22 protein-coding genes are annotated in these 24,237 nt (G+C 57.3%); 13 read left to right on the top strand and 9 right to left on the bottom strand.

What is annotated here, in order from left to right; translation table 11 throughout:
• Positions 1-168 precede the first annotated feature (168 nt).
• From cmoB to F3I15_RS01680, 3 genes are all read right to left on the bottom strand, one after another.
• A complete protein-coding gene (gene cmoB / locus F3I15_RS01690) occupies positions 169-1,137 on the bottom strand; it encodes a tRNA 5-methoxyuridine(34)/uridine 5-oxyacetic acid(34) synthase CmoB (protein WP_150016313.1) in 969 nt (322 codons plus the stop codon).
• Entirely contained in the window at positions 1,134-1,862 is a 729-nt protein-coding gene (gene cmoA / locus F3I15_RS01685; protein ID WP_039385978.1) for a carboxy-S-adenosyl-L-methionine synthase CmoA, read from the bottom strand. Before cmoA ends, cmoB begins: the two co-directional genes overlap by 4 nt.
• A gap of 77 nt (positions 1,863-1,939) precedes the next feature.
• Positions 1,940-2,761: a DUF72 domain-containing protein gene (locus tag F3I15_RS01680; protein ID WP_150016312.1), complete on the bottom strand. Its 822-nt coding sequence runs from the start codon at positions 2,759-2,761 to the stop codon at positions 1,940-1,942.
• Positions 2,762-2,962: 201 nt separating this feature from the next.
• Here F3I15_RS01680 and aspS point away from each other — a divergent pair, with 201 nt between their 5' ends.
• The 6 genes from aspS (at position 2,963) to ruvB (ending at position 8,512) form a co-directional block, all read left to right on the top strand.
• Positions 2,963-4,744, top strand: a complete 1,782-nt coding sequence (aspS, locus tag F3I15_RS01675; protein ID WP_150016311.1) for an aspartate--tRNA ligase — start codon at positions 2,963-2,965, stop codon at positions 4,742-4,744.
• Positions 4,744-5,175, top strand: a complete 432-nt coding sequence (gene nudB, locus F3I15_RS01670; RefSeq protein ID WP_150016310.1) for a dihydroneopterin triphosphate diphosphatase — start codon at positions 4,744-4,746, stop codon at positions 5,173-5,175. The genes aspS and nudB overlap by 1 nt, the downstream gene beginning before the upstream one ends.
• 269 nt (positions 5,176-5,444) lie before the next feature.
• Positions 5,445-6,179, top strand: a complete 735-nt coding sequence (locus F3I15_RS01665) for a YebC/PmpR family DNA-binding transcriptional regulator (RefSeq protein WP_150016309.1) — start codon at positions 5,445-5,447, stop codon at positions 6,177-6,179.
• A gap of 36 nt (positions 6,180-6,215) precedes the next feature.
• Positions 6,216-6,743, top strand: a complete 528-nt coding sequence (ruvC, locus tag F3I15_RS01660; protein ID WP_039384890.1) for a crossover junction endodeoxyribonuclease RuvC — start codon at positions 6,216-6,218, stop codon at positions 6,741-6,743.
• Between the two features lie 141 nt (positions 6,744-6,884).
• A complete protein-coding gene (ruvA, locus tag F3I15_RS01655) occupies positions 6,885-7,499 on the top strand; it encodes a Holliday junction branch migration protein RuvA (protein ID WP_071668889.1) in 615 nt (204 codons plus the stop codon).
• Between the two features lie 8 nt (positions 7,500-7,507).
• Entirely contained in the window at positions 7,508-8,512 is a 1,005-nt protein-coding gene (gene ruvB / locus F3I15_RS01650; RefSeq protein WP_065649104.1) for a Holliday junction branch migration DNA helicase RuvB, read from the top strand.
• 68 nt (positions 8,513-8,580) lie between these two features.
• Here ruvB and znuB read toward each other — a convergent pair whose 3' ends face one another.
• Both znuB and znuC read right to left on the bottom strand, forming a co-directional pair.
• A complete protein-coding gene (gene znuB / locus F3I15_RS01645; RefSeq protein ID WP_094111065.1) occupies positions 8,581-9,366 on the bottom strand; it encodes a zinc ABC transporter permease subunit ZnuB in 786 nt (261 codons plus the stop codon).
• Positions 9,363-10,118, bottom strand: a complete 756-nt coding sequence (gene znuC, locus F3I15_RS01640; RefSeq protein ID WP_039385977.1) for a zinc ABC transporter ATP-binding protein ZnuC — start codon at positions 10,116-10,118, stop codon at positions 9,363-9,365. Before znuC ends, znuB begins: the two co-directional genes overlap by 4 nt.
• A gap of 77 nt (positions 10,119-10,195) precedes the next feature.
• Here znuC and znuA point away from each other — a divergent pair, with 77 nt between their 5' ends.
• The 3 genes from znuA to lpxM all read left to right on the top strand — a co-directional run bounded on the left by znuA (position 10,196) and on the right by lpxM (position 13,595).
• A complete protein-coding gene (gene znuA, locus F3I15_RS01635) occupies positions 10,196-11,155 on the top strand; it encodes a zinc ABC transporter substrate-binding protein ZnuA (RefSeq protein WP_150016308.1) in 960 nt (319 codons plus the stop codon).
• Positions 11,156-11,169: 14 nt separating this feature from the next.
• A complete protein-coding gene (gene mepM, locus F3I15_RS01630; protein ID WP_150016307.1) occupies positions 11,170-12,495 on the top strand; it encodes a murein DD-endopeptidase MepM in 1,326 nt (441 codons plus the stop codon).
• Between the two features lie 125 nt (positions 12,496-12,620).
• Positions 12,621-13,595, top strand: a complete 975-nt coding sequence (gene lpxM, locus F3I15_RS01625; RefSeq protein WP_150016306.1) for a lauroyl-Kdo(2)-lipid IV(A) myristoyltransferase — start codon at positions 12,621-12,623, stop codon at positions 13,593-13,595.
• A 45-nt stretch (positions 13,596-13,640) separates the two neighbouring features.
• On the opposite strand, the gene F3I15_RS01620 is transcribed toward lpxM, so the two are convergent.
• Positions 13,641-14,876 (bottom strand): MFS transporter, encoded by a 1,236-nt coding sequence (locus F3I15_RS01620; RefSeq protein ID WP_150016305.1) that lies wholly within the window; start codon positions 14,874-14,876, stop codon positions 13,641-13,643.
• Between the two features lie 90 nt (positions 14,877-14,966).
• Entirely contained in the window at positions 14,967-16,442 is a 1,476-nt protein-coding gene (gene pyk, locus F3I15_RS01615; protein WP_052246499.1) for a pyruvate kinase, read from the bottom strand.
• Between the two features lie 611 nt (positions 16,443-17,053).
• Here pyk and zwf point away from each other — a divergent pair.
• Both zwf and F3I15_RS01605 read left to right on the top strand, forming a co-directional pair.
• Positions 17,054-18,532, top strand: coding sequence for a glucose-6-phosphate dehydrogenase (gene zwf, locus F3I15_RS01610; RefSeq protein WP_150016304.1), 1,479 nt, complete (start codon positions 17,054-17,056; stop codon positions 18,530-18,532).
• A 215-nt stretch (positions 18,533-18,747) separates the two neighbouring features.
• Positions 18,748-19,386 carry a bifunctional 4-hydroxy-2-oxoglutarate aldolase/2-dehydro-3-deoxy-phosphogluconate aldolase gene (locus F3I15_RS01605; RefSeq protein ID WP_150016303.1) on the top strand — a complete coding sequence of 213 codons (639 nt, stop codon included), beginning with the start codon at positions 18,748-18,750 and terminating at the stop codon, positions 19,384-19,386.
• Between the two features lie 50 nt (positions 19,387-19,436).
• On the opposite strand, the gene purT is transcribed toward F3I15_RS01605, so the two are convergent.
• Positions 19,437-20,615, bottom strand: coding sequence for a formate-dependent phosphoribosylglycinamide formyltransferase (gene purT, locus F3I15_RS01600; RefSeq protein ID WP_150016302.1), 1,179 nt, complete (start codon positions 20,613-20,615; stop codon positions 19,437-19,439).
• A gap of 162 nt (positions 20,616-20,777) precedes the next feature.
• On the opposite strand from purT, the gene F3I15_RS01595 reads away from it, so the two are divergent.
• Both F3I15_RS01595 and F3I15_RS01590 read left to right on the top strand, forming a co-directional pair.
• Positions 20,778-21,413: a tellurite resistance TerB family protein gene (locus F3I15_RS01595; RefSeq protein ID WP_150016301.1), complete on the top strand. Its 636-nt coding sequence runs from the start codon at positions 20,778-20,780 to the stop codon at positions 21,411-21,413.
• A gap of 95 nt (positions 21,414-21,508) precedes the next feature.
• Entirely contained in the window at positions 21,509-23,572 is a 2,064-nt protein-coding gene (locus F3I15_RS01590) for a prolyl oligopeptidase family serine peptidase (protein ID WP_150016300.1), read from the top strand.
• On the opposite strand, the gene exoX is transcribed toward F3I15_RS01590, so the two are convergent.
• Positions 23,566-24,234: an exodeoxyribonuclease X gene (gene exoX / locus F3I15_RS01585; RefSeq protein ID WP_150016299.1), complete on the bottom strand. Its 669-nt coding sequence runs from the start codon at positions 24,232-24,234 to the stop codon at positions 23,566-23,568. The two genes, F3I15_RS01590 and exoX, sit on opposite strands and share 7 nt — an antisense overlap.
• Positions 24,235-24,237: the final 3 nt, after the last annotated feature.

The raw sequence follows: 24,237 nt of genomic DNA, 5'->3' as shown, positions 1-24,237 counted from the left end.
GTAGGGGCGGCATTTATGCCGCCCTGGTTTCAGGCGCATCGAAACGTATAACCGCGATATATGATTCGGTCAGGGGCGCATGAATACGTATAGCCGCGGTATAAGGTTCGGCCAGGGGCGCATGAATGCGCCCCCTACGTCATGTTGATGCCGTCGCGGCGCGGATTTTCAGGGCTTGCGGGCCACCAGCACGGCGCGCAGCGGCGCAGGGTATCCCTCAACCGTTTTGCTGCTATCGGCCGGATCGAGAAACTCTGCCAGCGACTCGCTGGTCATCCAGCTGGTGCGGCGCTGCTCTTCCACAGACGTGACCGCGTAGTCGGCAATGCGTACATCAACAAAACCGCACTTCTCCAGCCAGCCTTTCAGCGCTGCCGCAGAAGGAATAAAGTAGACGTTGCGCATCTGCGCATAGCGCTCACCCGGGACCAGGACAGCGTTTTCATCGCCCTCAATTACCAGCGTCTCCAGCACCAGCTCACCCTCGCTCACCAGCTGATTTTTCAGCTGCAGCAGATGATCGAGCGGTGAACGGCGGTGGTAGAGCACGCCCATTGAGAATACGGTATCAAACGCCTGCAGCGCGGGCAGCTGTTCAATGCCGAGCGGCAGCAGATGCGCGCGGCGATCGTCACCCAGCAGCTTGCGTACCGCTTCAAACTGGCAGAGAAACAGCTGCATCGGGTCGATGCCCACTACCATCTGCGCGCCAGCGCCCAGCATACGCCACATGTGATAGCCGCTGCCGCAGCCAACGTCCAGAATCGTCCGCCCGGCAAGCGGAGAGATATGGGGTAACACCCGGTCCCACTTCCAGTCAGAGCGCCATTCAGTATCGATCGCCGTGCCGTAAAGCGCATAGGGGCCTTTACGCCACGGCATCAGATTACGCAGCAGCTTTTCGATACCGGCGCGCTGACGATCGGTCAGATCGTCACGCTGCGCGCTGACGCTGTGCACCAGATCCAGCGTTTGCGGCGTCAGCAGCGGCAGATACTCCACCGCTTTTTCCCAGTTGCGAAAATGTCCGTGCAGATTGTCACGCTGCCAGGCCGCGATTTGCGCCGGCAGCACTTCCAGCCAGCTCGCCAGCGGGCCGGTGGCGATTTGCTGATAAAAACGGCCAAAGTCGATCATTTCAGCGCCACCAGTGAACCGAAGTTGAAGCACTGGAACCAGAGCTCTGCATGCGCAAAGCCCGCCGCTTTAAGACGGGCTTTATGCGTTTCCACGCTGTCGGTCAGCATGACATTCTCCAGCATGCTGCGCTTCTGGCTAATCTCCAGTTCACTGTAGCCGTTGGCGCGCTTGAAATCGTGATGCATGTTAAACAGCAGTTCGCCAACCTCAGCATCTTCAAAGCTGAATTTTTCTGACAGCACCAGGGCGCCACCGGGATTCAGGCCGCGGGCAATTTTTTCCAGCAGCGCAATGCGGGCGTCAGGCGCCAGAAACTGCAGCGTAAAGTTGAGCACCACCAGCGAAGCGTTCTCAATTTCGATATCGCGGATATCAGCCTCCAGCACCTGTACCGGCGTATCGGCACGAAAGGCGTCGATATGGCGGCGGCAGCGCTCAACCATCGCCGGCGAATTATCCACGGCAATAATCTGGCAGCCGGGTACGCGGATGTTACGGCGCACCGAAAGAGTGGCGGCCCCCAGTGAACATCCGAGGTCATACACCTGGCTGTCGGGCTGTACAAAGCGTTCTGCCAGCATACCAATCATCGAAATAATGTTGGAGTAGCCGGGCACCGAGCGCTGAATCATATCGGGGAAGACTTCAGCCACGCGCTCGTCAAAGGTCCAGTCACCCAGCTTATCGATAGGTGCGGAAAATAGCGTATCGCGGTCAGACATAATGGAAAATCCGAAGAGAAAAACGGAAAGGGCGCTATTCTGGCAGAAAGTCGCCTCTGCTGCACCCGTTTCCCTGCTCAGAATAGCGCGCTCTGCTGCGGCCACGCTGGCAGGTCGCACAGACCGGGTTCCAGCGCCTGCAGCTGTGGCCAGAGCGCCTGCACCAGCGGAAACACCTCTCCCATATCCGGCGTATGAATAAACAGCAGCGGATCGCTCTCTGTCTGCCACGCTGCCAGCTTGCTGCGCCACGGCGGAAAGAGGGCTTCGCTCTCAGCCACGCTATCGCTGCCGATAAACCGGACCATCGGCTGAGTGCCGGTGCGCACCGCATGCGGCGGCACGCGCGGTTTTTTCGCCCGCGCGTCGATAGCGGCAGCCGATTGTGAGGCAGAAGCGTGCACCGGCCGGCTGTCGAGCACCACGCGGTTAACGCCGCGCGCGTGCAGGCCGCGGTTTAACTGGCGCTCCGCCTCGCCACGGGCAAAAAATGCCTGATGACGCACTTCAACGCCATAGCTGAAGCTGCGCGGCAGGCTATCCAGAAAGCGCCACAGATCGTCAAGCTGCGCCGGCGAAAAACTGGCGGGCAGCTGCAGCCAGTATTGCCCCAGGCGCGTGCTGAGCGGATCCAGCAGGCGAAAAAAATCGCTGGCTAAATCATCACAATTGCGCAGCGCCGCCTGATGGGAGATGGTGGCGGGAAATTTAAAGCAGAAGCGGAAATCGTCATGCGTCATGTCGCGCCAGCGCTGCACCACCTCAGGTTTCGGCAGCGCATATAGCGTCGTATTTCCTTCTACGCAGCTAAACAGACGCGCATAATCTTCCAGCGTGTGCAGACCAAACTGTTTCCACTGCGGGTGATGCCATTGCGGTAAACCTATACGAAGCGTCAAAACGGACTCCGGATGCCGGTTAAAAGAGAAAGCGGGCAGAGGATAGCGCATAAATGCCGATGAATTAGCTGCTTTGCAGCAGCTCTACTTATCCTGCCTGGCTTTTTCCATTATAATAGCTGCCTTTTTTGCGGCAGCATCTTCAGAGGTTATGCGCCCTGATGCTGCCTGGCAGCAGCGGCGAAGTTAAAAGGATACGTTATGCGTACAGAATATTGCGGACAGCTCAACCTGTCTCATGTGGGTCAGCAAGTTACTCTCTGCGGCTGGGTTAATCGCCGTCGCGATCTCGGCAGCCTGATTTTTATCGATATGCGTGACCGCGAAGGGATCGCTCAGGTGTTTTTTGATGCCGACTATCAGGAGGCTTTCCAGCTGGCGTCTGAGCTGCGCAACGAATTCTGCATCCAGATCACCGGTACGGTGCGCGCACGCGAAGAGAAAAACCGCAACAGCGATATGGCGACCGGCGATATCGAAGTGTTTGCGCACGCGCTGACCATCATTAATCGCGCGGAGCCGCTGCCGCTGGACTCCAACCAGGTCAATAGCGAAGAAGCGCGTCTGACCTATCGTTACCTCGATCTGCGTCGTCCGGAGATGGCACAGCGCCTGAAAACGCGCGCCAGAATCACCAGCTTTGTCCGCCGCTTTATGGACAGTGAAGGTTTCCTGGATATTGAAACGCCGATGCTGACCAAAGCAACGCCGGAAGGCGCGCGCGACTATCTGGTGCCAAGCCGCGTACATAAGGGTAAGTTCTATGCGCTGCCGCAGTCGCCACAGCTGTTTAAGCAGCTGCTGATGATGTCCGGCTTCGATCGCTACTATCAGATTGTAAAATGCTTCCGTGATGAAGATCTGCGTGCCGATCGCCAGCCTGAATTTACGCAAATCGACGTTGAAACCTCCTTTATGAGCGCGGAAGAGGTGCGGGAGAAGATGGAACGCCTGATCCGCGAGCTCTGGCTTGAGATCAAAGGCGTTGACCTCGGTGATTTCCCGCTGATGACGTTTGCAGAAGCGATGAACCGCTACGGCTCTGATAAGCCCGATCTGCGTAACCCGATGGAACTGGTAGACGTTGCCGACCTGCTGAAGAACGTCGAGTTTCAGGTCTTCGCCGGACCGGCCAATGACGCCAAAGGACGGGTTGCTGCGCTGCGCGTGCCGGGCGGTGCGACGCTGACGCGTAAGCAGATTGATGAATATACAAAGTTTGTTGAGATTTATGGCGCACGTGGCCTGGCATGGATGAAAATCAACGCCCGCGCCAGTGGCGCTGAAGGCGTGCAGAGCCCGGTGGCTAAATTCCTGACGCCTGAGATCGTGGAAGCGATTCTGGATCGCACCGGCGCGCAGGATGGCGATCTGATCTTCTTTGGTGCCGATCGCGCTAAAGTTGTGGCGGATGCGCTGGGTGCACTGCGCCTGAAAGCTGGCCGCGACCTGCAGATCACCGACGAGAAAGCCTGGGCGCCGCTCTGGGTCATCGACTTTCCGATGTTTGAAGAGGATGACGAAGGCGGGCTGGCAGCAATGCACCATCCGTTTACCTCGCCTAAATCGCTTACGGCGGAGCAGCTGGCAGCGGAGCCGACGCAGGCAGTGGCTAACGCCTACGATATGGTGATCAACGGCTATGAAGTGGGTGGCGGCTCTGTGCGTATCCACAACGGGACGATGCAGCAGACCGTGTTCAGCATTCTCGGCATTACGGCCGAAGAACAGCAGGAGAAGTTTGGCTTCCTGCTGAACGCGCTCAAATATGGTACGCCGCCGCACGCCGGTCTGGCGTTTGGCCTTGATCGTCTGACGATGCTGCTCACCGGCACCGATAATATTCGTGACGTGATCGCTTTCCCGAAAACCACGGCGGCAGCCTGTATGATGACGGAAGCACCAAGCCTGGCAAATCCAGCTGCGCTGAGCGATCTGGGCATTCAGATTGTCGCGAAGAAAGAAAAGCCAGAGCAGCAGTAATGGGCTTTAAACATCCGGTATCGGTGCTGGTGGTGATCTTTGCGCGAGATACCGGCCGGGTGTTGATGCTGCAGCGGCGCGATGATCCCTGCTTCTGGCAGTCGGTTACCGGCAGTCTGGAGCCGGGTGAAACGCCGGCTCAGGCTGCTGCACGCGAGGTGGCGGAAGAGCTGGCGATCGATATCTGTGCCGAAGGGCTGCAGCTTGAAGATTGCCAGCGGCAGATTGAATTTGAGATCTTCCCGCATTTTCGTCACCGCTATGCGCCAGGCATAACGCATAATCGCGAGCACTGGTTCCGGCTGGCGCTGCCGGCTGAACGGATGCCGCCGCTGAGTGAGCATCTGGCTGCCCGCTGGCTGATCGCTGAAGAGGCTGCGGCGTTAACCAAATCCTGGAGCAATCGCCAGGCGATTGAAGAGTTTATCTGAGCGAGCGTCGCCGCGTGTTTTCCGGTGGCGACCAGGGTAAATTCCACACATTCGACGAAGCGTATTCCCTTCGTCCAACTATCGTGTGCTGTTTTATCAAACCGCACCGCTAACATTAGGCAGTCAGGCGTTATCGGCGCAGCGCAATTGTTCACCGTCAGCGCTGCCACCGCCGCGCAGATCTCTGCGTGCGGATAGTGCGGATGCTGCCGGGGATAAGAGCGCAGGCAAGATAGCCTGCACCCGTAAAAGATCGGAGAAAATGTAAGATGGCTGGTCACAGTAAATGGGCGAACACAAAACATCGTAAGGCGGCACAGGACGCCAAGCGCGGCAAGATCTTCACTAAAATCATTCGCGAGCTGGTCACTGCCGCGAAGCTGGGCGGCGGCGATGCGGGTTCCAACCCGCGTCTGCGCGCAGCGATGGATAAAGCGCTCTCAAATAACATGACGCGCGACACCATGAACCGCGCCATTGCACGCGGCGTCGGCGGCGAAGATGATTCCAATATGGAAACCATCATTTATGAAGGCTACGGTCCGGGCGGCTCTGCGGTAATGATCGAATGCCTGAGTGACAACCGTAACCGTACCGTCGGGGAAGTGCGCCACGCCTTTACCAAAACCGGCGGTAATCTGGGCACTGACGGATCTGTCTCCTANAAAAAAGGGGTGATCTCCTTTGCACCGGGTCATGATGAAGACGCGGTGATGGAAGCGGCACTGGAAGCGGGTGCGGAAGATGTGGTGAGCTATGATGACGGCGCCATCGATGTCTTCACGGCGTGGGAAGAGCTGGGCAACGTGCGCGATACGCTGGAAGCGGGCGGCCTGAAGGCTGACAGCGCTGAAGTCTCCATGATCCCGTCAACCAAAGCGGAACTGGATGCGGAAACGGCACCAAAACTGCTGCGGCTGATCGATATGCTGGAAGATTGCGACGACGTGCAGGAGGTTTATCACAACGGTGAGATCTCTGACGAGGTGGCGGAAACGCTGTAATGGCGTGGCTATCTTTCCGGCAACCGGGGGCGTGCTGTGGCGATTATTCTCGGGATTGACCCCGGCTCGCGCATTACCGGCTACGGCGTGATCCGTCAGACCGGCCGTCAGCTGAGCTACCTGGGCAGCGGCTGTATCCGCACCAACGTGACTGATTTACCGGGACGCTTAAAGCTGATTTACGCCGGCGTCTGCGAAATCATTACGCAGTTTTCGCCTGACTACTTTGCGATTGAGCAGGTGTTTATGGCGAAAAATGCCGATTCGGCACTGAAGCTTGGCCAGGCGCGCGGCGCAGCGATTGTGGCCGCGGTCAATGCTGATTTGCCGGTGTTTGAATATGCGGCGCGGCAGGTCAAACAGACGGTTACCGGCACCGGCGGGGCGGAGAAGAGTCAGGTGCAGCATATGGTTCGCACGCTGCTGAAACTGCCGGCCAACCCGCAGGCGGATGCGGCGGATGCGCTGGCTATCGCTATTACCCACTGCCACGTGAGCCAGAATGCGGCGCGCATGAGTGACAGTAAACTGGTCATGACGCGCGGACGACTGCGCTCGGGTTAATCTGCCATCAGACGCGCTAACAGGCTGGATATGCATCCAGCCTTTTTTATGTTATACATAGCCGCTATCACACCGCCAGCGGCTGCGCTGGCCACAGGGAATACCCTGCACCGCTTACTCACAGATTAAGGAATTGCTCAGGTGATTGGTCGTTTACGAGGCAACATTCTGGAAAAACAGCCGCCGCTGGTGCTGCTTGAAGCGCACGGCGTCGGTTATGAAGTGCATATGCCAATGACCTGCTTCTACGAGCTGCCGGAGATCGCCCAGGAGGCGGTCATTTTTACCCATTTCGTGGTGCGTGAAGATGCCCAGCTGCTGTTTGGTTTCAACAGCAAACAGGAGCGCGCGCTCTTTCGCGAGCTGATCAAAGTCAACGGCGTTGGCCCCAAGCTGGCGCTGGCGATCCTTTCGGGCATGTCAGCACAGCAGTTTGTGACCGCCGTTGAGCGTGAAGAGGTCGCCTCGCTGGTGAAGCTGCCGGGTGTCGGCAAAAAAACCGCTGAGCGCCTGGTGGTTGAGATGAAAGATCGCTTTAAAGGCATGCATGGCGATCTCTTTGGCGGCGACTCAGCCTTTACGCTGACAACGCCAGCGGCCGCGCCGGAGAGCAACGACGCTGAAGCAGAAGCGGCTGCTGCGCTGGTGGCGCTGGGATATAAACCGCAGGAAGCCAGCCGCATGATCAGCAAAGTGGGCAAACCTGACGCAGACTGCGAAACCCTGATCCGCGAAGCGCTGCGTGCAGCTATCTGAGGTAACACATGATTGAAGCCGATCGCCTGGTCTCGGGCAGTTCATATAATGAAGAAGAGAGCCTGGATCGCGCTATTCGCCCGAAGCTGCTCGCGGAGTATGTTGGTCAGCCGCAGGTGCGCGAACAGATGGAGATCTTTATCCAGGCGGCAAAGCTGCGCGGCGATGCACTTGACCATTTGCTGATTTTCGGCCCGCCGGGGCTGGGAAAAACCACGCTGGCGAATATCGTGGCGAATGAGATGGGCGTCAATCTGCGCACGACGTCAGGGCCGGTGCTGGAGAAAGCGGGCGATCTGGCGGCGATGCTCACCAATCTCGAACCGCACGACGTCCTGTTTATTGATGAGATCCACCGTCTCTCCCCGGTAGTGGAAGAGGTGCTCTATCCGGCGATGGAAGATTATCAGCTGGATATCATGATCGGTGAAGGGCCGGCCGCCCGCTCAATCAAGCTTGATCTGCCGCCGTTTACCCTGATTGGTGCGACGACGCGCGCCGGGTCGCTGACTTCACCGCTGCGCGACCGTTTCGGCATTGTCCAGCGGCTTGAGTTCTATAACGTGCCGGATCTGCAGCACATTGTCAGCCGCAGCGCGGCCTGTCTCGGCCTGACGCTGAGTGAAGAGGGGGCGCTGGAAGTGGCCCGTCGCGCACGCGGCACCCCGCGTATCGCCAATCGCCTGCTGCGCCGCGTGCGTGATTTTGCCGATGTCCGTGCCGCAGGCAACATGAGCGGTGACGTGGCGGCCAGCGCGCTGGATATGCTGAATGTCGATACCCAGGGCTTTGATTACATGGACCGCAAGCTGCTGCTGGCGATTATCGATAAGTTTATGGGTGGCCCGGTAGGGCTGGATAACCTGGCGGCGGCAATAGGCGAAGAGCGCGAAACGATCGAGGATGTCATCGAGCCTTTCCTGATCCAGCAGGGGTTTATTCAGCGTACGCCGCGCGGCCGTATGGCAACGCAGCACGCTTACCGGCACTTTGATATCGTACGTGAAGAGTAGTGTACAGCACGCGGGCAGACTAAAAACGGGCACCTCAGGTGCCCGTTTTGCATAGCTGAACGGATAACTCAGACAGCCGGTTTTTTTATCATGCTGAGTATAAACAGCACGGCGGCGCAGAGCACCACAGAAGGTCCGGCAGGGGTATCATAGGTGGCGGAGAACGTCAGGCCACCGGTCACGGCGATCAGTCCGGCGAGTGTTGCACAGCCCGCCATTTGTTCCGGAGAGCGCGAAAAGCGGCGCGCCGTTGCGGCAGGGATAATCAGCAGTGAGGTAATAATCAGCGCGCCGACAAACTTCATTGCAACGCCAATCGTCAGGGCGGTCACCAGCATCAGCATCAGCCGGGTACGCTGAATATTCACGCCGTCAACCTGCGCCAGCTCCGGACTGATGGTCATAGAGAGCAGGGCGCGCCACTGCCACGCCATCACCGCCAGTACAATGGCAACGCCGCCGCCCATCAGCCAGAGATCGTCTGGCGTAATCGCCAGCAGGTCACCAAACAGGTAGGCCATAAGATCAACGCGGACCCCCTGCATCAGGCTGACCACGACCAGCCCAAGCGAAAGCGCGCTGTGCGCCATGATCCCTAACAGCGTATCAATGGCCAGATGCGGGCGACGTTCCAGCCATACCAGGCCGAGCGCCAGACAGATTGTCACCAGGATAACCGCGTAGTAAGGGTTAACGTTCAGCAGCAGGCCAAAAGCCACGCCCAGCAGCGAGGCGTGCGCCAGGGTATCGCCAAAATAGGACATGCGGCGCCAGACCACAAATGAGCCGAGCGGTCCGGCCGCCAGCGCCAGCAGCGCGCCGCCGAGCCAGCCGGGAAGTAATAATTCAATCATGACGGGCTGTTTCCTTTGCGTAAAACGATGCGTCCCTGTAAGTCGTGACGATGGTTGTGCTGATGCCGGTAAATGGCCAGCTGCTGCGCGCCGCGCGGACCAAACATGGCGATAAACTCAGGATGCTGTGACACCGCTTCCGGCGTACCGGAGCAGCAAATATGGTGGTTAAGGCACAGCACTTCGTCGGTTTTCGCCATCACCAGATGCAGATCGTGCGAAACCATCAGCACGCCGCAGTTAAGTTCGCGCCGCAGCTGATCGATCAAATCGTAAAGTGCCACCTGACCGTTTACATCAACGCCCTGGGTCGGTTCATCCAGCACCAGCAGCTGCGGCTGGTTCAGCAGGGCGCGCGCCAGCAATACGCGCTGCGTTTCACCACCGGAGAGTTTCTGCAGCGGCGCCTGCAGCAGATGCCCGGCCTGTACCCGCTTCAGCGCCGGCAGAATATCGGCACGCCTGCTGCCGCCTGTCAGACGCATAAAGCGTTCTACGGTAACCGGCAGCGTAGGATCAATATGCAATTTTTGCGGCACGTAGCCAATACGCAGCCCCGGCGCGCGCTGTACGCTGCCGCGGTCCGGCGTCAGCAGACCTAAAACCGTTCGCACCAGCGTTGACTTGCCGGCGCCGTTAGGGCCCAGCAGGGTCAGAATCTTACCAGGCTGAAGCGTCAGCGAGATACCAGCCAGCACACGGCGCTGAGCAAAGGTCACTGAAATATCGTCAAGTGTAACAAGTGAAGACATATAATTTACGGGTTGCATTGAAATTAGAATGTTATAATATCACATTCCATCACCCTGTCACGATGGAATGACGCATTATGTTACACAATAAGCAGCGCCTGTTTTTTAGCCTTTCTGCCACCGCCGTTTTAGCCGCGCTTGCGCTTCCGGCCCACTCAGCGGTCGTCGCATCAATCAAACCGTTAGGATTTATCGCAGCGGCGATTTCAGAAGGCATTACGCCGGTTGAAGTATTGCTGCCGGATGGCGCCTCGGAACACGATTACGCACTCCGTCCTTCTGATGTAAAACGCATTAAAAACGCGGACTTAGTTGTCTGGGTCGGGCCTGAAATGGAGGCTTTCCTGACCAAACCTGCCGCCGCTCTGCCCGCCAGCAAGAACCTGGAAATTGCCGCGCTGCCGGCGGTGAAATCTCAGCTGATTCGGGGCGGAGAAGAGGAGGATGAGCACGAAGAAGGACACGCCTCAGATAAGTCTGAAGATCAGGACTCCTCTCATACTCACCATCATCATGGTGAATATAACATGCACCTGTGGATGTCACCGAAGATTGCACAAGAATCCGCTGTTGCAATCCACGGAAAATTATTGGAACTTATGCCCGAAAGCAAAGCCAAACTTGACGCCAATCTGCAGCAGTTTGAAGCAGCACTGGCCGAGACGGACAAACACATTGGCGCGCAGCTTGCGCCGGTGCGGAACAAGGGTTATTTCGTTTTTCACGACGCGTATAGCTATTTTGAGAAACAGTACGGTTTGTCCCCCGCGGGACATTTTACCGTCAATCCTGAAATCCAGCCTGGCGCTCAGCGTTTACATCAAATACGAACACAGTTGGTTGAGCAAAAAGCCGTATGCGTTTTTGCTGAGCCACAATTCAGGCCGGCGGTCATCGATGCCGTGTCACGTGGCACCAGCGTACGCAAAGGCACGCTGGATCCATTAGGCATGGGGATCAGCTTAACCAAAGACAGTTATGTGAAATTCCTCTCACAGCTGTCAAGCCAGTATGCGAGCTGCCTGAATGGAGCATAGAGGAAAAGATAAAAGTGCAGCAGATAGCCCGCTCTGTCGCCCTCGCATTTAATAATTTGCCGCGCCCCCACCGCGTTATGCTGGGGTCATTAACCGTTGTCACACTGGCCGTCGCTGTCTGGCGGCCGTATGTCTATCATCCCCATGACGTTGCGCCGATTGTCAAAGAGATTGCGCTGGATAAAAACGCATTGCGCACTCTGCTGCCGGAAGCCAGCGAGCCTATCGATCAAACCACGGCCGAACCGGAAGAGGATTTGCCGGCGGACGACATCGACAAAGATGTGCCTGACAATCCCGATCAGCATGACTACACCATTTCATCTGGCGATACATTAAGCAGCGCGCTGAATCAGTATGGCATCGATCTCAGCGACATCAATGCGCTGGTGGCCAGTGATAAAGCGCTGCGCAATCTGCAGGTGGGCCAGCAGCTAAGCTGGACGCTGGATGCAGAAGGACAGCTGCAGGCGTTTAGCTGGGAAATTAACCGCCGTGAAACCCGTACCTATGCGCGCCAGCCAAATGGCAGCTTCAGCATGCAGCAGGAGATGCAGAAAGGCGAATGGCAAAATAGCGTGCTGAAAGGGGAAGTGCGCGGCAGCTTTGCTGCCAGTGCGCAGCGTGCCGGTCTGAGCAGCGCTGAAACCAGCAACGTCATCAAAGCGATGCAGTGGCAGATGGATTTCCGCAAACTGCGTTCGGGCGATGAGTTCAGCGTGCTGATGTCGCGCGAGATGCTGGATGGCAAAAGTGCCCAGAGCCAGCTGCTGGGCGTGCGCGTGCGCAGCGGCGGCAAAGATTACTACGCTTTCCGCGCGGAAGATGGCAAGTTTTACGATCGCAGCGGTTCGGGTCTGGCGCGGGGCTTTATGCGCTTTCCAACGGTTAAGCAGTATCGCGTCTCGTCAAACTTTAACCCGCGCCGCCTTAACCCGGTAACCGGGCGCATCTCACCGCATAAAGGCGTCGACTTTGCGCTGCCGGTGGGGACGCCGGTGCTGGCCGTCGGCGATGGCGAAGTGGTGGTGGCTAAAAACGGCGGGGCTGCGGGCAACTACGTGGCGATTCGTCACGGCCGTCAGTATATGACGCGCTATATGCACCTGAGCCGTGCGCTGGTTAAGCCGGGGCAGAAAGTTAAACGCGGCGATCGCATCGCGCTCTCGGGTAATACCGGGCGCTCAACCGGTCCTCACCTGCATTACGAAGTGTGGATTAATAATCAGGCTGTTAACCCGCTGACGGCGAAAATGCCGCGTATGGAAGGGCTGACCGGGAAAGATCGCAGCACCTACCTTGCGCAGGTGAAAACCTGGCTGCCGCAGCTGGCGTTCTAAAAGCCCCGCGGCAAATAAACGAAAAACCGACGATTAATTCGTCGGTTTTTTGCTTTCAGGCGCGTGAAGATTGCAAAAATAGCTGCCGTCACTATTATTGAGCCGTCATTGTCAGAGGCGAGTGCATGGAAACCCGAAAAAAAAATAACAGCGAGTTTATTCCCGTTTTTCAACGTTCTTTTTTAAAACCTAAATACTGGGGAAGCTGGCTGGCGGTTGGTGCGCTGGCGGGCATGGCAATGCTGCCGCCACGCCTGCGCGATCCGGTACTGGGTAGCTTAGGCACCTTTGCCGGTAAGCTGGCAAAAAGTGCGCGACGTCGTGCGCTGATCAATCTCTATTACTGCTTGCCGGAACTGAGTGAAGCGCAGCGCGAAGAGATTGCTGACCGCATGTTTGCTACCGCGCCGCAGGCGATGGCAATGATGGCAGAACTCGGTATGCGCAACCCGGAGCGGGTGCGTCAGCGGGTAGAGTGGCACGGCCGTGAAATTATTACTGACTTACAGAATAACAATGAGAATGTGATCTTCCTGGTGCCGCACGGCTGGGGCGTGGATATTCCCGCCATGCTGCTGGCGTCGGAAGGGCAGATGATGGCAGCGATGTTTCACAATCAGAGCGATCCGCTGATGGATTATCTGTGGAACACCGTACGCCGCCGGTTTGGTGGCCGTATGCATGCGCGCAACGACGGGATTAAGCCCTTTATCGCCTCAGTACGTCAGGGCTACTATGGCTACTATCTGCCGGATCAGGATCACGGTGCTGAGCACAGCGAGTTTGTCGATTTCTTTGCAACCTATAAAGCGACGCTGCCGGCAGTAGGACGACTGATGAAAGTCTGCCGGGCGCGGGTAGTGCCGCTGTTTCCGGTATACAACAGTAAAACGCACCGTCTGGAGATCTACGTGCGGCCGCCGATGGACGATCTGGTGGATGCGGATGACACCACGCTGGCACGCCGGATGAATGAAGAAGTGGAGATTTTTGTGCGGCCGCATCCGGAGCAATATACCTGGATCCTGAAGCTGCTGAAAACGCGTAAAGAAGGGGATATCGAGCCTTACCGGCGTAAAGATCTCTATCCGCGTAAGTAGTTCAGTATGCTGCCGCTATGCACAGTGCGTAGCGGCAGCGCGCATTTATACGACCTCTTCGACCCTGCTCAGGCGCCTGCGCTCACGCAGAAACAGCGTAACCAGCGCAAACCAGAGCAGACCCGCAGCAAAATTCAGCGTACTGAACCACGGTGTCCCGCCGTGAAAATAGCCCGCCTTAGCCAGCTCAATGCCTGCCGCCAGCGTCAGGATACTGATCATTCCCAGCATGGCGGCAATACTGCCTTTGCCTTCACTGCTGGCGTAAAGCGTCAGGCGATAGAGACCGGCATTCACCATGCCAGCGCCGAACGCGTAGAGACTGAGTCCCGCGGTCAACAGCAGATAAGTATGGCTGTTCATCAGGTTGGCAATCAGCGCTATGCCGAGTCCGGTTAAGATGGGCCAGGCGGCCAGTTTTACCGGCTGTTCAATCGGTACGCGACCCGCCAGCTTGCCCAGCGTCAGATTGCCGGCAATCATAGCCAGAAATACCGGCAGCTGGAGCAGGGCGTAGTGCATGCGCGACAGGCCCTCATCGTGCATCAGGATCACCGGCGACAGCGCCACCCACGTCAGAATGGGAATAAACACCAGGCCAATAGCAAAGGAACCGTACATCACCTGTTTATCGCGTGCCAGACGGCCATAGCCGCGCGCCAGTACCGGCAGCGCCACGGAGCGACTGCGATCGCCTGCCGTTTCCGGCATAATGCGCCACAGCAAAATAAACGCTATCACGCTGCAGATCGCAAACAGCCAGAACATACTGCGCCAGCTGCCTGCGGTGAGCCATGCCGCCCCTGCCAGCGGACCGGCCAGCGGCGCCAGCAGCGCCACATTTGCCATCAGGGCCATGACCCGCACCGCAAGCGCCTCTTCAAACGCTTCCTGTACCGCTGCATAGCTGACGGCGCCAATAAAACAGAGGCTGATACCCTGAATAAAGCGCAGCGTGACAAACTGCTCAATCGTGCTGACCCAGGTGGTGAGGATGCAGGCGAGCACAAAAAACAGGATGCCGGAGAGCAGCACCGGACGCCGGCCATACTTATCCGATAGCGGACCCAGTAGCCACTGCAGCACCACGCCGCCCATCAGATAGGCAGTCAGAGAGGTGGAGACCCACTGCGGGCCGACTGCAAACTCCTGCGTGACCAGCAGCATGCCGGGCTGAATCATGTCATGAGCAATATAAGTAGCGAATTCAAACAGAACCAGCGCCAGTGGAAACAGCAGCGTGCGTCCGGTTAACCGGGCAATAGGTTGGTAGCGGGCCATCAAGCCTCCCTGAAAATGCAAAATAAAACGCGACCGCCAGAGCAGTCGCGTTTGTCCATTTTTACAGCCGCTACGCGTAACGCGTCGGGATTAGTCGACGCGCAGCACGCGGCTGGTGTTGGTGGTACCGGTTGCGCCCATCACATCACCCTGGGTGACAATCACCAGGTCGCCTGAGACGAGGAAACCTTTATCGCGCAGCAGATTTACCGCGTCGTGGGCGGCAGCCACACCGTCGTTGTTGCTGTCAAAATAGACCGGCGTCACGCCGCGGTAGAGAGCGGTCAGGTTCAGCGTCCGCTCATGGCGCGACATCGCAAAAATCGGCAGACCTGACGTGATACGCGACGTCATCAGCGCGGTGCGGCCTGATTCGGTCATGGTAATAATGGCAGAAACACCCTGCAGATGGTTTGCCGCATACATAGCTGACATCGCGATCGCTTCTTCGACGTTATCAAACTGTACGTCCAGGCGATGTTTGGAGACGTTTACGCTTGGGATCTTTTCAGCGCCGAGGCAGACTTTCGCCATCGCAGAAACGGTTTCCGCCGGATATTGCCCGGCTGCGGTTTCCGCTGACAGCATCACGGCGTCAGTACCATCCAGCACGGCGTTGGCCACATCCATCACTTCCGCACGGGTTGGCATGGGATTGGTGATCATCGACTCCATCATCTGCGTGGCGGTAATGATGGTGCGGTTCAGCTGACGGGCGCGACGGATCAGCGCTTTCTGAATACCCACCAGTTCCGGATCGCCGATTTCAACGCCCAGATCGCCGCGCGCCACCATGACGACGTCAGACGCGAGGATAATATCATCCATTGCTTCCTGTGTCGCAACCGCTTCTGCGCGCTCCACTTTTGCCACCAGCTTTGCATCACAGCCGGCGTCGCGAGCCAGACGACGGGCGTAGTTCATATCTTCGCCATTGCGCGGGAATGACACCGCCAGATAATCAACGCCGATTTTTGCCGCCGTCACGATATCCAGCTTATCTTTTTCGGTCAGCGCTTCAGCAGACAGGCCACCGCCCAGCTTGTTGATACCTTTATTATTAGAGAGCGGCCCGCCGACGGTAACTTCAGTGAAGACTTTCACATCCTGCACCTCCAGCACCTTCAGCTGTACGCGACCATCATCAAGCAGCAGAATGTCGCCCGGGACGACATCTTCCGGCAATCCTTTGTAATCGATGCCGACTTTTTCTTTGTCGCCTTCACCTTTGCTCAGGTTCGCATCAAGCAGAAAACGATCGCCGACGCTGAGAAATACTTTCCCTTCTTTAAACGTAGAAACGCGGATTTTTGGCCCCTGCAGGTCGCCGAGAATAGCAACGTGACGCCCCAGCTTGGCGGCTATCTGACGCACGCGATCGGCGCGCTGCTGGTGATCTTCGGGTGTGCCGTGGGAGAAATTAAGGCGTACTACGTTAGCGCCTGCCGCGATGATTTTTTCAAGGTTATTGTCGCGGTCGGTAGCCGGGCCGAGGGTGGTAACAATCTTGGTTCTTCTGAGACGACGTGACGGGGATTTTGAGATGAAAGCTGTAGGGCTGGTCATTCGGTGATCCTTTTATTCTATCTGATTGATTGGCATTAAATTTACAATGCGCGTGTCTCTGTTTGGCTATTGATACTGCTTTCGGGATGGTGACGCAAAAGGGCTTGAAGTATTAACGCCAGGTAAACGCTTACACCTAAGGTACACCAAATGTCTTACCCTGTTAAGATGGGTCTGCTCAGACAAAGTCCGGAGTGATTCACCTCGCTAAAACGCGGCGCAGAATAACCTTGGTTTTCCTTTCGCAGTTTTAGCATGAGTGATAGCACAGCAGAGCAAAAATGCGCCTGAACGGCATCACTCTGGCATGAAAGCGCTTACATCAGGACAGTTTAGTAAAAATAGATTCTGCGAAGCACGCATACGCGCAGCGGCAGATAAATGTGAGGGTGAATTCTTTGTCATACTTCTGCAGCCCCCGTCTGTAACGACTGACGTCAACCCTGGTAAAGGGACGCCAGTTTGCCGGTTACGCAATGTCGCCATGAACAGCGGGACGCTCGCTTGTCCTGGCGCGGCGAAAAAAGTACATTGTGCCGTAAGAACATGACAATAAAGGTCCGGGATGGTGAGGATGCACATCCGGGAGATCCTGCAACGAGGAGAGGAAAATGGCGGTAACACAAACAGCCCAGGCATGCGATCTGGTGATTTTCGGTGCCAAAGGCGATCTTGCACGCCGTAAACTGTTGCCTTCGCTGTATCAGCTGGAGAAAGCTGGTCAGATCCACGATACCACCCGTATTATCGGAGTAGGACGTGCAGAGTGGGATAAAGCGGCTTACACCAAAGTGGTACGCGAGGCGCTGGAAACCTTCATGAAAGAGAAGATTGATGAAGCGCTGTGGGATAAGCTCAGCGGCCGTCTCGACTTCTGCAACCTCGATGTGAACGATACGACGCATTTCACCAAACTGGGTAAAATGCTCGACCAAAAAGAGCGCGTAACCATTAACTACTTCGCCATGCCACCGAGCACGTTCGGTGCCATTTGTGAAGGGCTTGGCGCAGCGAAGCTGAACGCAAAACCTGCCCGCGTGGTAATGGAAAAGCCGCTGGGTACCTCGCTGGAAACCTCGCGTGAAATCAACGACAGCGTGGGTAAATTCTTTGACGAGAGCCAGGTATTCCGTATTGACCACTATCTGGGCAAAGAGACGGTGCTGAATCTGCTGGCGCTGCGCTTTGCTAACTCAATCTTTGTGAATAACTGGGACAACCGCACCATCGACCACGTGCAGATCACCGTGGCAGAAGAGGTGGGGATTGAAGGCCGCTGGGGTTATTTTGATAAAGCGGGCCAGATGCGCGACATGATTCAGAACCACCTGCTGCAGGTGCTGACCATGATTGCTATGTCACCGCCCTCCGATCTCAGTGCAGATGCAATCCGCGATGAGAAAGTAAAAGTACTGCGTTCACTGCGCCGGATCGATCAAACCAACGTGCGTGAAAAAACCGTACGCGGACAGTACACGGCAGGATTTGTACAGGGTAAAAAAGTACCGGGCTACCTGGAAGAGGAGGGCGCTAACAAGCAGAGCGCAACCGAGACTTTCGTGGCTATTCGCGTTGATATCGATAACTGGCGCTGGGCGGGCGTACCTTTCTATCTGCGCACCGGCAAACGTCTGCCTTCTAAATGCTCTGAGGTTGTCGTCTACTTCAAGAACCCGGAGATGAACCTGTTCAAAGACTCCTACTCTGAACTGCCGCAGAACAAACTCACTATTCGTCTGCAGCCGGATGAAGGTGTGGATATCGAGATCCTTAACAAGGTGCCGGGGCTGGATCACAAGCATAAGCTGCAGACCACCAAGCTGGATCTCAGCTATTCAGAAACCTTTAACCAGTCACATCTGGCGGATGCCTATGAGCGTCTGCTGCTGGAATCGATGCGCGGCATTCAGGCGCTGTTTGTCCGTCGCGATGAGGTAGAAGCTGCATGGAGCTGGGTGGATTCGATTATCGAGGCCTGGAATGCGGATGGCGACGCCTCTAAACCGTATCAGGCGGGTACCTGGGGTCCGGTGGCTTCCGTTGCGATGATCACCCGCGACGGCCGTTCATGGAACGAATTTAGCGAGTAATCGCCCGTCGTACGGATGCGCTATTCAAACTCAGCCAATACCTCTGCCATGCAGGGGTATTTTTTTGCGCCGCGTGCGGCAACGCCCATAGCAGAGAGAGTCCACAGCAGCATCGTCACGTGGTGCTGCATAGACGCAAAGCCGTTTTATCTTGTATGGTAAAGCGCTAATGATGAGAACGCAGCCGTCGGGGCTGCGGTGACCAGGGAAACCTCATGAAGAACTGGAAGATAAGTGCAGAGCAGGTGCTGAGCACCGGACCGGTCATGCCGGTCATTGTGGTGAAGCAGCCTGAGCACGCTGTGCCGATGGCAAAAGCGCTGGTCGCAGGCGGTATCCGGGTGCTGGAGGTAACGCTGCGTACGCCGGTTGCGATGGATGCGCTGCGCGCCATTATTCGTGAGGTGCCGGAAGCGATTGTGGGCGCCGGTACGGTTATTAATGCGCAGCAGCTGAAAGAGGTTACGGATGCAGGCGCACAGTTTGTGATAAGTCCGGGACTAACGGAATCGCTGCTCCGGGCCGCAACAGAGGGGCCGGTACCGCTGATCCCGGGGGTCAGCACCGTATCAGAGCTGATGATGGGTATGGATCATGGCCTGCGCGAATTCAAATTCTTTCCGGCTGAAGCCAGCGGCGGCGTAAAGGCGCTTTCCGCGCTTGCCGGACCTTTTCCGCAGGTACGGTTTTGCCCGACCGGCGGCATTTCACCGGCAAACTATCGTGACTATCTGGCGCTGAAAAGCGTGCTGTGCATTGGCGGCTCGTGGCTGGTGCCGGATGAGGCGCTGCAGCAGGGGGACTGGGAGCGGATTACGCAGCTGGCGCGTGAGGCGATAGCGGGCGCGCGGTAGCTCAGGAAGCTGATATCTGGCAGCAGGCGTATGGCCTGCTGCCAGCGCTGTCAGCCTTCGGCAGTTATCGCGGCTGCGCTGGCGACGGCGCGCGCCACCGCCTCTTCCGTGCTCTCTCCGGTTGCCAGCGCGACGCCCAGGCGACGCTGTCCGCTGATCTCCGGTTTACCAAACAGGCGCAGCTGCAGGCCCGCGCCCAGCGCGGCATCAACGTGTGCAAAGCGCACATCCTGACTCTCCAGCTGCGGCAGGATCACGGCTGACGCCGCCGGACCATACTGGCGAATAGCGCCAATCGGCAGGCCGAGAAACGCCCGCACGTGCAGAGCGAACTCAGAGAGATCCTGAGAAATCAGCGTCACCATCCCGGTATCATGCGGACGCGGCGACACTTCGCTGAACACGACCTCATCACCGCAAACGAACAGCTCGACGCCAAACAGGCCATATCCACCCAGCGCGTTTACCACGCTGGCCGCAATCTCCTGCGCCCGTGCGAGGGCAGCGGCGCTCATCTGCTGTGGCTGCCAGGATTCGCGATAATCGCCCTCCTCCTGGCGATGGCCGATCGGGGCGCAGAAGTGGATGCCGTCAACGGCGCTGACCGTCAGCAGCGTAATTTCGAAATCGAATCTGACCACGCCTTCAACAATCACCCGGCCGGCACCAGCACGGCCACCCTGCTGGGCATACTCCCACGCCTGCTGCAGTGCGTCCGCGCTGCGAATAAAGCTCTGACCTTTGCCGGACGAACTCATCACCGGCTTAACGATGCAGGGAAATCCTATCGCTTCCGCTGCGGCAAAAAAGTGCGCCTGGCTGTCGGCAAACTGATAGCGTGAGGTGGGCAGGTTCAGTTCTTCAGCGGCCAGACGTCGGATCCCCTCCCGGTTCATGGTCAGGCGTGCGGCGCGTGCGGTCGGCACCACTTTCTGCCCCCGGGCTTCAAGCTCAACCAGCGTATCGGTGGCAATCGCCTCAATCTCCGGCACTACAAAGTGCGGCTGTTCACGGGCGATCAGTGCAGCCAGCGCTTCGCCATCCAGCATATTGATTACGTGGCTGCGATGCGCAACCTGCATTGCCGGAGCATCCGCATAGCGATCGACGGCGATCACTTCCACCCCTAAACGCTGGCACTCCAGCGCGACCTCTTTACCCAGCTCGCCTGAGCCCAGCAGCATAACGCGCGTGGCACCGGGTCGCAGTGCCGTTCCGAGAGTTGTCATACCTGTCACCTTAGCAGTCAAAAAGCGCCGGCAGTATATACGAAAACGTTTGCGCGCTCACGTTTTATGCCCGTAAAGATTTTCCGTACTTTGCCCGTTCTGACATTTTCTGACGCAGGTTGCGCCAGGATAAAGCGGGCTAACGTAAACGGGAGTTAAACAATGAATCAGTGGCTGCAGCAGCTTCAGACGATTCTGGTAAAGAAAAAGCACGGCACTTCCGGGTTGGGTGACCTCCTGGGACCCGGAGCACTGGGCGGGCTGGCAGGCGTGCTGGCGGGCAGCAAATCGTCACGTAAGCTGCTGACAAAATTTGGCGGCAAGGCGCTGCTGCTGGGCGGCGGTGCGGCAGCCGGTGCGCTGTTATGGAATAAATATAAAGATCGTCTCCGCACCGCGTATCCGCCCGCATCCGGTACTGACGGGCAGCAGACGCCGCCCGACCAGCGCGCAGAACGATTGATCGCTGCGCTGGTATTTGCGGCTAAAAGTGATGGTCATATTGATGAAGCTGAACAGGCTGCAATTGAGAAACATATTCAGCAGGCGGGATATGGCGCACAGGCAGAGAGACTGATTAAGCAGGCGATGGCGCGTCCGCTCGATCCGCAGTGGCTTGCGGCCGGGGTAAAAAATGAAGAGGAGGCGCTGGAACTCTATGTGCTCAGCTGTGCAGCTGTCGATATCGACCACTTTATGGAGCGCAGTTATCTCACCGCGCTGGGCGATGCGCTGAATATTCCGCAGGATGTGCGTGACGGGATCCAGCGAGACATCGCTGCAGAATCTGCTGGCTGAGAGGTCGGAAATAGCTGCGCCTGCGGCAGTTCTGGCATTCCCGCCTGATTGGTGCCACGCTTGCATAAAACGATTTCTCCGGGAGAAAACGCGTTATGAAACAGCCGCAGGCAAAAAAAGTTCCGCATGTCATGACGTTGCATGGCGATACGCGCACCGATAATTACTTCTGGCTGCGCGACGACGATCGTGAAGACCCCGGCGTGCTCGCCTATCTGCAGGAGGAGAACCGCTACGGCAGGGCGATGATGGCGTCGCAGAATGCACTGCAGGAGAAGGTGCTGAAAGAGATTGTCGATCGTATTCCGGGTCAGGACTATTCCGTGCCCTATACCAAAAACGGCTTTCGCTATCAGCGCCGCTATGAGGCCGGTAACGAATATGCAGCGTTTTATCGTCAGCCGGTTGAGGGGGGAGCGGACGCACCCTGGCTGCTGCTGCTTGACGGCAACAGGCGCGCTGCGCACAGCGACTTCTACACCATGGGAGCGCTTGATATCAGCCCGGACAATCAGGTTATGGCACTGGCGGAAGATTTTTTATCGCGCCGTCAGTATGGTATTCGCTTTCGTAACCTGCAGAGCGGCAGCTGGTATCCTGAAGTATTACATAACGCCTCATCCAGCGTAGCCTGGGCAAACGACTCGCGTACGCTTTACTATGTGCGCAAACATCCGAAAACGCTGCTGGCGTATCAGATATGGCGCCATGAACTGGGCCATCCGCAGAGTGATGACCAGCTGGTGTATGAAGAGAAAGATGAGAGCTTTCATCTTAGCGTGCATAAAACCACGTCAGAACACTTTATTCTGATTGCGCTCTTCAGCACCACCACCAGCGAGATCCTGCTGCTGGACGCGGAGTATCCTGACGCACAGCCGCAGGTATTCTGCCCGCGCCGGCGCGATCACGAATACAGCATCGACCACTATAACCACAATTTTTATATCCGCTCGAACCGCGACGGCAAGAACTTCGGTCTCTACCGCAGCGCCTGGCTGGCGGAGCAGCGCTGGGAGACGCTGATACCGGCGCGCGAGCACGTGGTTCTGGAGGATTTCCAGCTGTTTCGCAGCTGGCTGGTGGTGGAGGAGCGCCAGCGCGGCGTCAGTACGTTGCGACAGATTAACCGCGCCAGCGGCGAGAGCTATGGTATTGCGTTTGACGATCCCGCCTATGTGACCTGGCTGGCGTTTAACCCCACGCCGGAAAGCGATACGCTGCGCTACGGCTACTCCTCAATGACCACGCCCGATACGCTGTTTGAACTGAATATGGAGACCGGGGAGCGGCGCATACTCAAACAGACGCCGATACCCGGCTTTGATCCGGATGAGTATAAAAGTGAGCACCAGTGGATCAAAACGCGCGACGGTACCGAAGTGCCGGTGTCGCTGGTTTATCATCGGAAATATTTTCAGCGCGGTAAAAATCCGCTGCTGGTTTATGGTTATGGCGCCTACGGCAGCACAATGGAGGCGAACTTTAGCGCCAGCCGCGTCAGCCTGCTGCAGCGCGGTTTTATCTATGCCATTGTGCACGTGCGCGGAGGGGGCGAGCTGGGCCAGCAGTGGTATGACAGCGGCCGTCTGATGCATAAGATGAACAGCTTCACCGATTTCATCGACGTGACGCAGGGGCTGGTGGCCAAAGGCTATGGCGATCCGCAGCGTCTTTACGCCATGGGCGGTAGCGCTGGCGGGCTGCTGATGGGCGCGGTTGTCAACATGGCACCGACTCTGTTTCACGGCGTGGTAGCGCAGGTGCCGTTTGTGGATGTGGTGACAACTATGCTCGATCCCACTATCCCGTTAACCACCGGCGAGTATGATGAGTGGGGCAATCCGGAACAGCCCGACGCCTATCACTACATCAGCCGTTACAGTCCCTATGATAATGTGACCGCGCAGGCGTATCCGCATCTGCTCATCACCACCGGGCTGCACGATTCACAGGTGCAATACTGGGAGCCCGCCAAGTGGGTGGCAAAGCTGCGCGAATATAAAACCAGTGACGCGCTGCTGCTGCTCTGTACCGACATGGACTCCGGCCACGGCGGTAAGTCGGGACGCTTTAAATCCTATGAGGGCGTTGCGCAGGAATTTACCTTCCTGATTGCTCTGGCGCAGGGCAGCCTGCCGGATCGGGTAGATTACTGATCGTCTTTGACATATTTACGCAGCGCCTGCCGCAGCGGCGGGCGCAGATCGCGGACATTGTCCAGTACCCAGCGCAGATAACCCGGATCGCGGCGCGCAATAGCGCTGATACTCTGTCCGCGATATTTGCCAAACGGGAAGGTATCTCCGGAGAGCGCAGCCGGTTCAGTCCGGCTTACCATCTCTGCCGGACTCCAGCCGGAGATCTCCATAATACGGATCAGCAGGGCGGCAGTGACGTAGCAGTCATAAAGCGCGCGGTGTGCATGCAGGTCTGCAGGCGGCGTCACCTCAAGTTTCAGGCTGTGCCGCAGCGCCTGATTACCATATTTAATGCCGGGCCACAGTTTGCGCGCCAGCGTCATGGTGCAGATCCATTCGCCCGGCATGGCGGGCAGCATGCGGCGGTCAAAGCTGGCGTTGTGTGCCACATAGTGCGGGCTGCCGTGATAGCGGCTGATGATCGCTTCTATCGGGGGTTTATCCGCCACCATCGCTTCTGTAATGCGGTGCACCATCATCGCCTGGCGGCTGATAGGGCGATCCGGGCAGACCAGATCGCTCATCGGATTGACAATCTGCCCGTCAATAACATCCACGGAGGCGATCTCTACCACGCCGCCCTGCAGGCCGCAGGTTTCTGTATCTATCACGCGTAACATAGA

This window comes from Pantoea sp. M_9, from assembly GCF_008631385.1.
Taxonomy (GTDB): domain Bacteria; phylum Pseudomonadota; class Gammaproteobacteria; order Enterobacterales; family Enterobacteriaceae; genus Pantoea; species Pantoea eucrina.
Note: the sequence above shows the minus strand (reverse complement) of the source record. Positions and strands in the feature narration are given on the sequence as shown.

What these genes read in the sequence shown, in the direction of transcription:
- cmoB (WP_150016313.1), bottom strand. Translation starts at nt 1,137, where the DNA reads ATGATCGACTTTGGCCGTTTTTATCAGCAAATCGCCACCGGCCCGCTG.
- cmoA (WP_039385978.1), bottom strand. Translation starts at nt 1,862, where the DNA reads ATGTCTGACCGCGATACGCTATTTTCCGCACCTATCGATAAGCTGGGT.
- aspS (WP_150016311.1), top strand. Translation starts at nt 2,963, where the DNA reads ATGCGTACAGAATATTGCGGACAGCTCAACCTGTCTCATGTGGGTCAG.
- nudB (WP_150016310.1), top strand. Translation starts at nt 4,744, where the DNA reads ATGGGCTTTAAACATCCGGTATCGGTGCTGGTGGTGATCTTTGCGCGA.
- ruvB (WP_065649104.1), top strand. Translation starts at nt 7,508, where the DNA reads ATGATTGAAGCCGATCGCCTGGTCTCGGGCAGTTCATATAATGAAGAA.
- znuB (WP_094111065.1), bottom strand. Translation starts at nt 9,366, where the DNA reads ATGATTGAATTATTACTTCCCGGCTGGCTCGGCGGCGCGCTGCTGGCG.
- znuC (WP_039385977.1), bottom strand. Translation starts at nt 10,118, where the DNA reads ATGTCTTCACTTGTTACACTTGACGATATTTCAGTGACCTTTGCTCAG.
- znuA (WP_150016308.1), top strand. Translation starts at nt 10,196, where the DNA reads ATGTTACACAATAAGCAGCGCCTGTTTTTTAGCCTTTCTGCCACCGCC.
- lpxM (WP_150016306.1), top strand. Translation starts at nt 12,621, where the DNA reads ATGGAAACCCGAAAAAAAAATAACAGCGAGTTTATTCCCGTTTTTCAA.
- F3I15_RS01620 (WP_150016305.1), bottom strand. Translation starts at nt 14,876, where the DNA reads ATGGCCCGCTACCAACCTATTGCCCGGTTAACCGGACGCACGCTGCTG.
- pyk (WP_052246499.1), bottom strand. Translation starts at nt 16,442, where the DNA reads ATGACCAGCCCTACAGCTTTCATCTCAAAATCCCCGTCACGTCGTCTC.
- zwf (WP_150016304.1), top strand. Translation starts at nt 17,054, where the DNA reads ATGGCGGTAACACAAACAGCCCAGGCATGCGATCTGGTGATTTTCGGT.
- F3I15_RS01605 (WP_150016303.1), top strand. Translation starts at nt 18,748, where the DNA reads ATGAAGAACTGGAAGATAAGTGCAGAGCAGGTGCTGAGCACCGGACCG.
- purT (WP_150016302.1), bottom strand. Translation starts at nt 20,615, where the DNA reads ATGACAACTCTCGGAACGGCACTGCGACCCGGTGCCACGCGCGTTATG.
- F3I15_RS01595 (WP_150016301.1), top strand. Translation starts at nt 20,778, where the DNA reads ATGAATCAGTGGCTGCAGCAGCTTCAGACGATTCTGGTAAAGAAAAAG.
- F3I15_RS01590 (WP_150016300.1), top strand. Translation starts at nt 21,509, where the DNA reads ATGAAACAGCCGCAGGCAAAAAAAGTTCCGCATGTCATGACGTTGCAT.
- exoX (WP_150016299.1), bottom strand. Translation starts at nt 24,234, where the DNA reads ATGTTACGCGTGATAGATACAGAAACCTGCGGCCTGCAGGGCGGCGTG.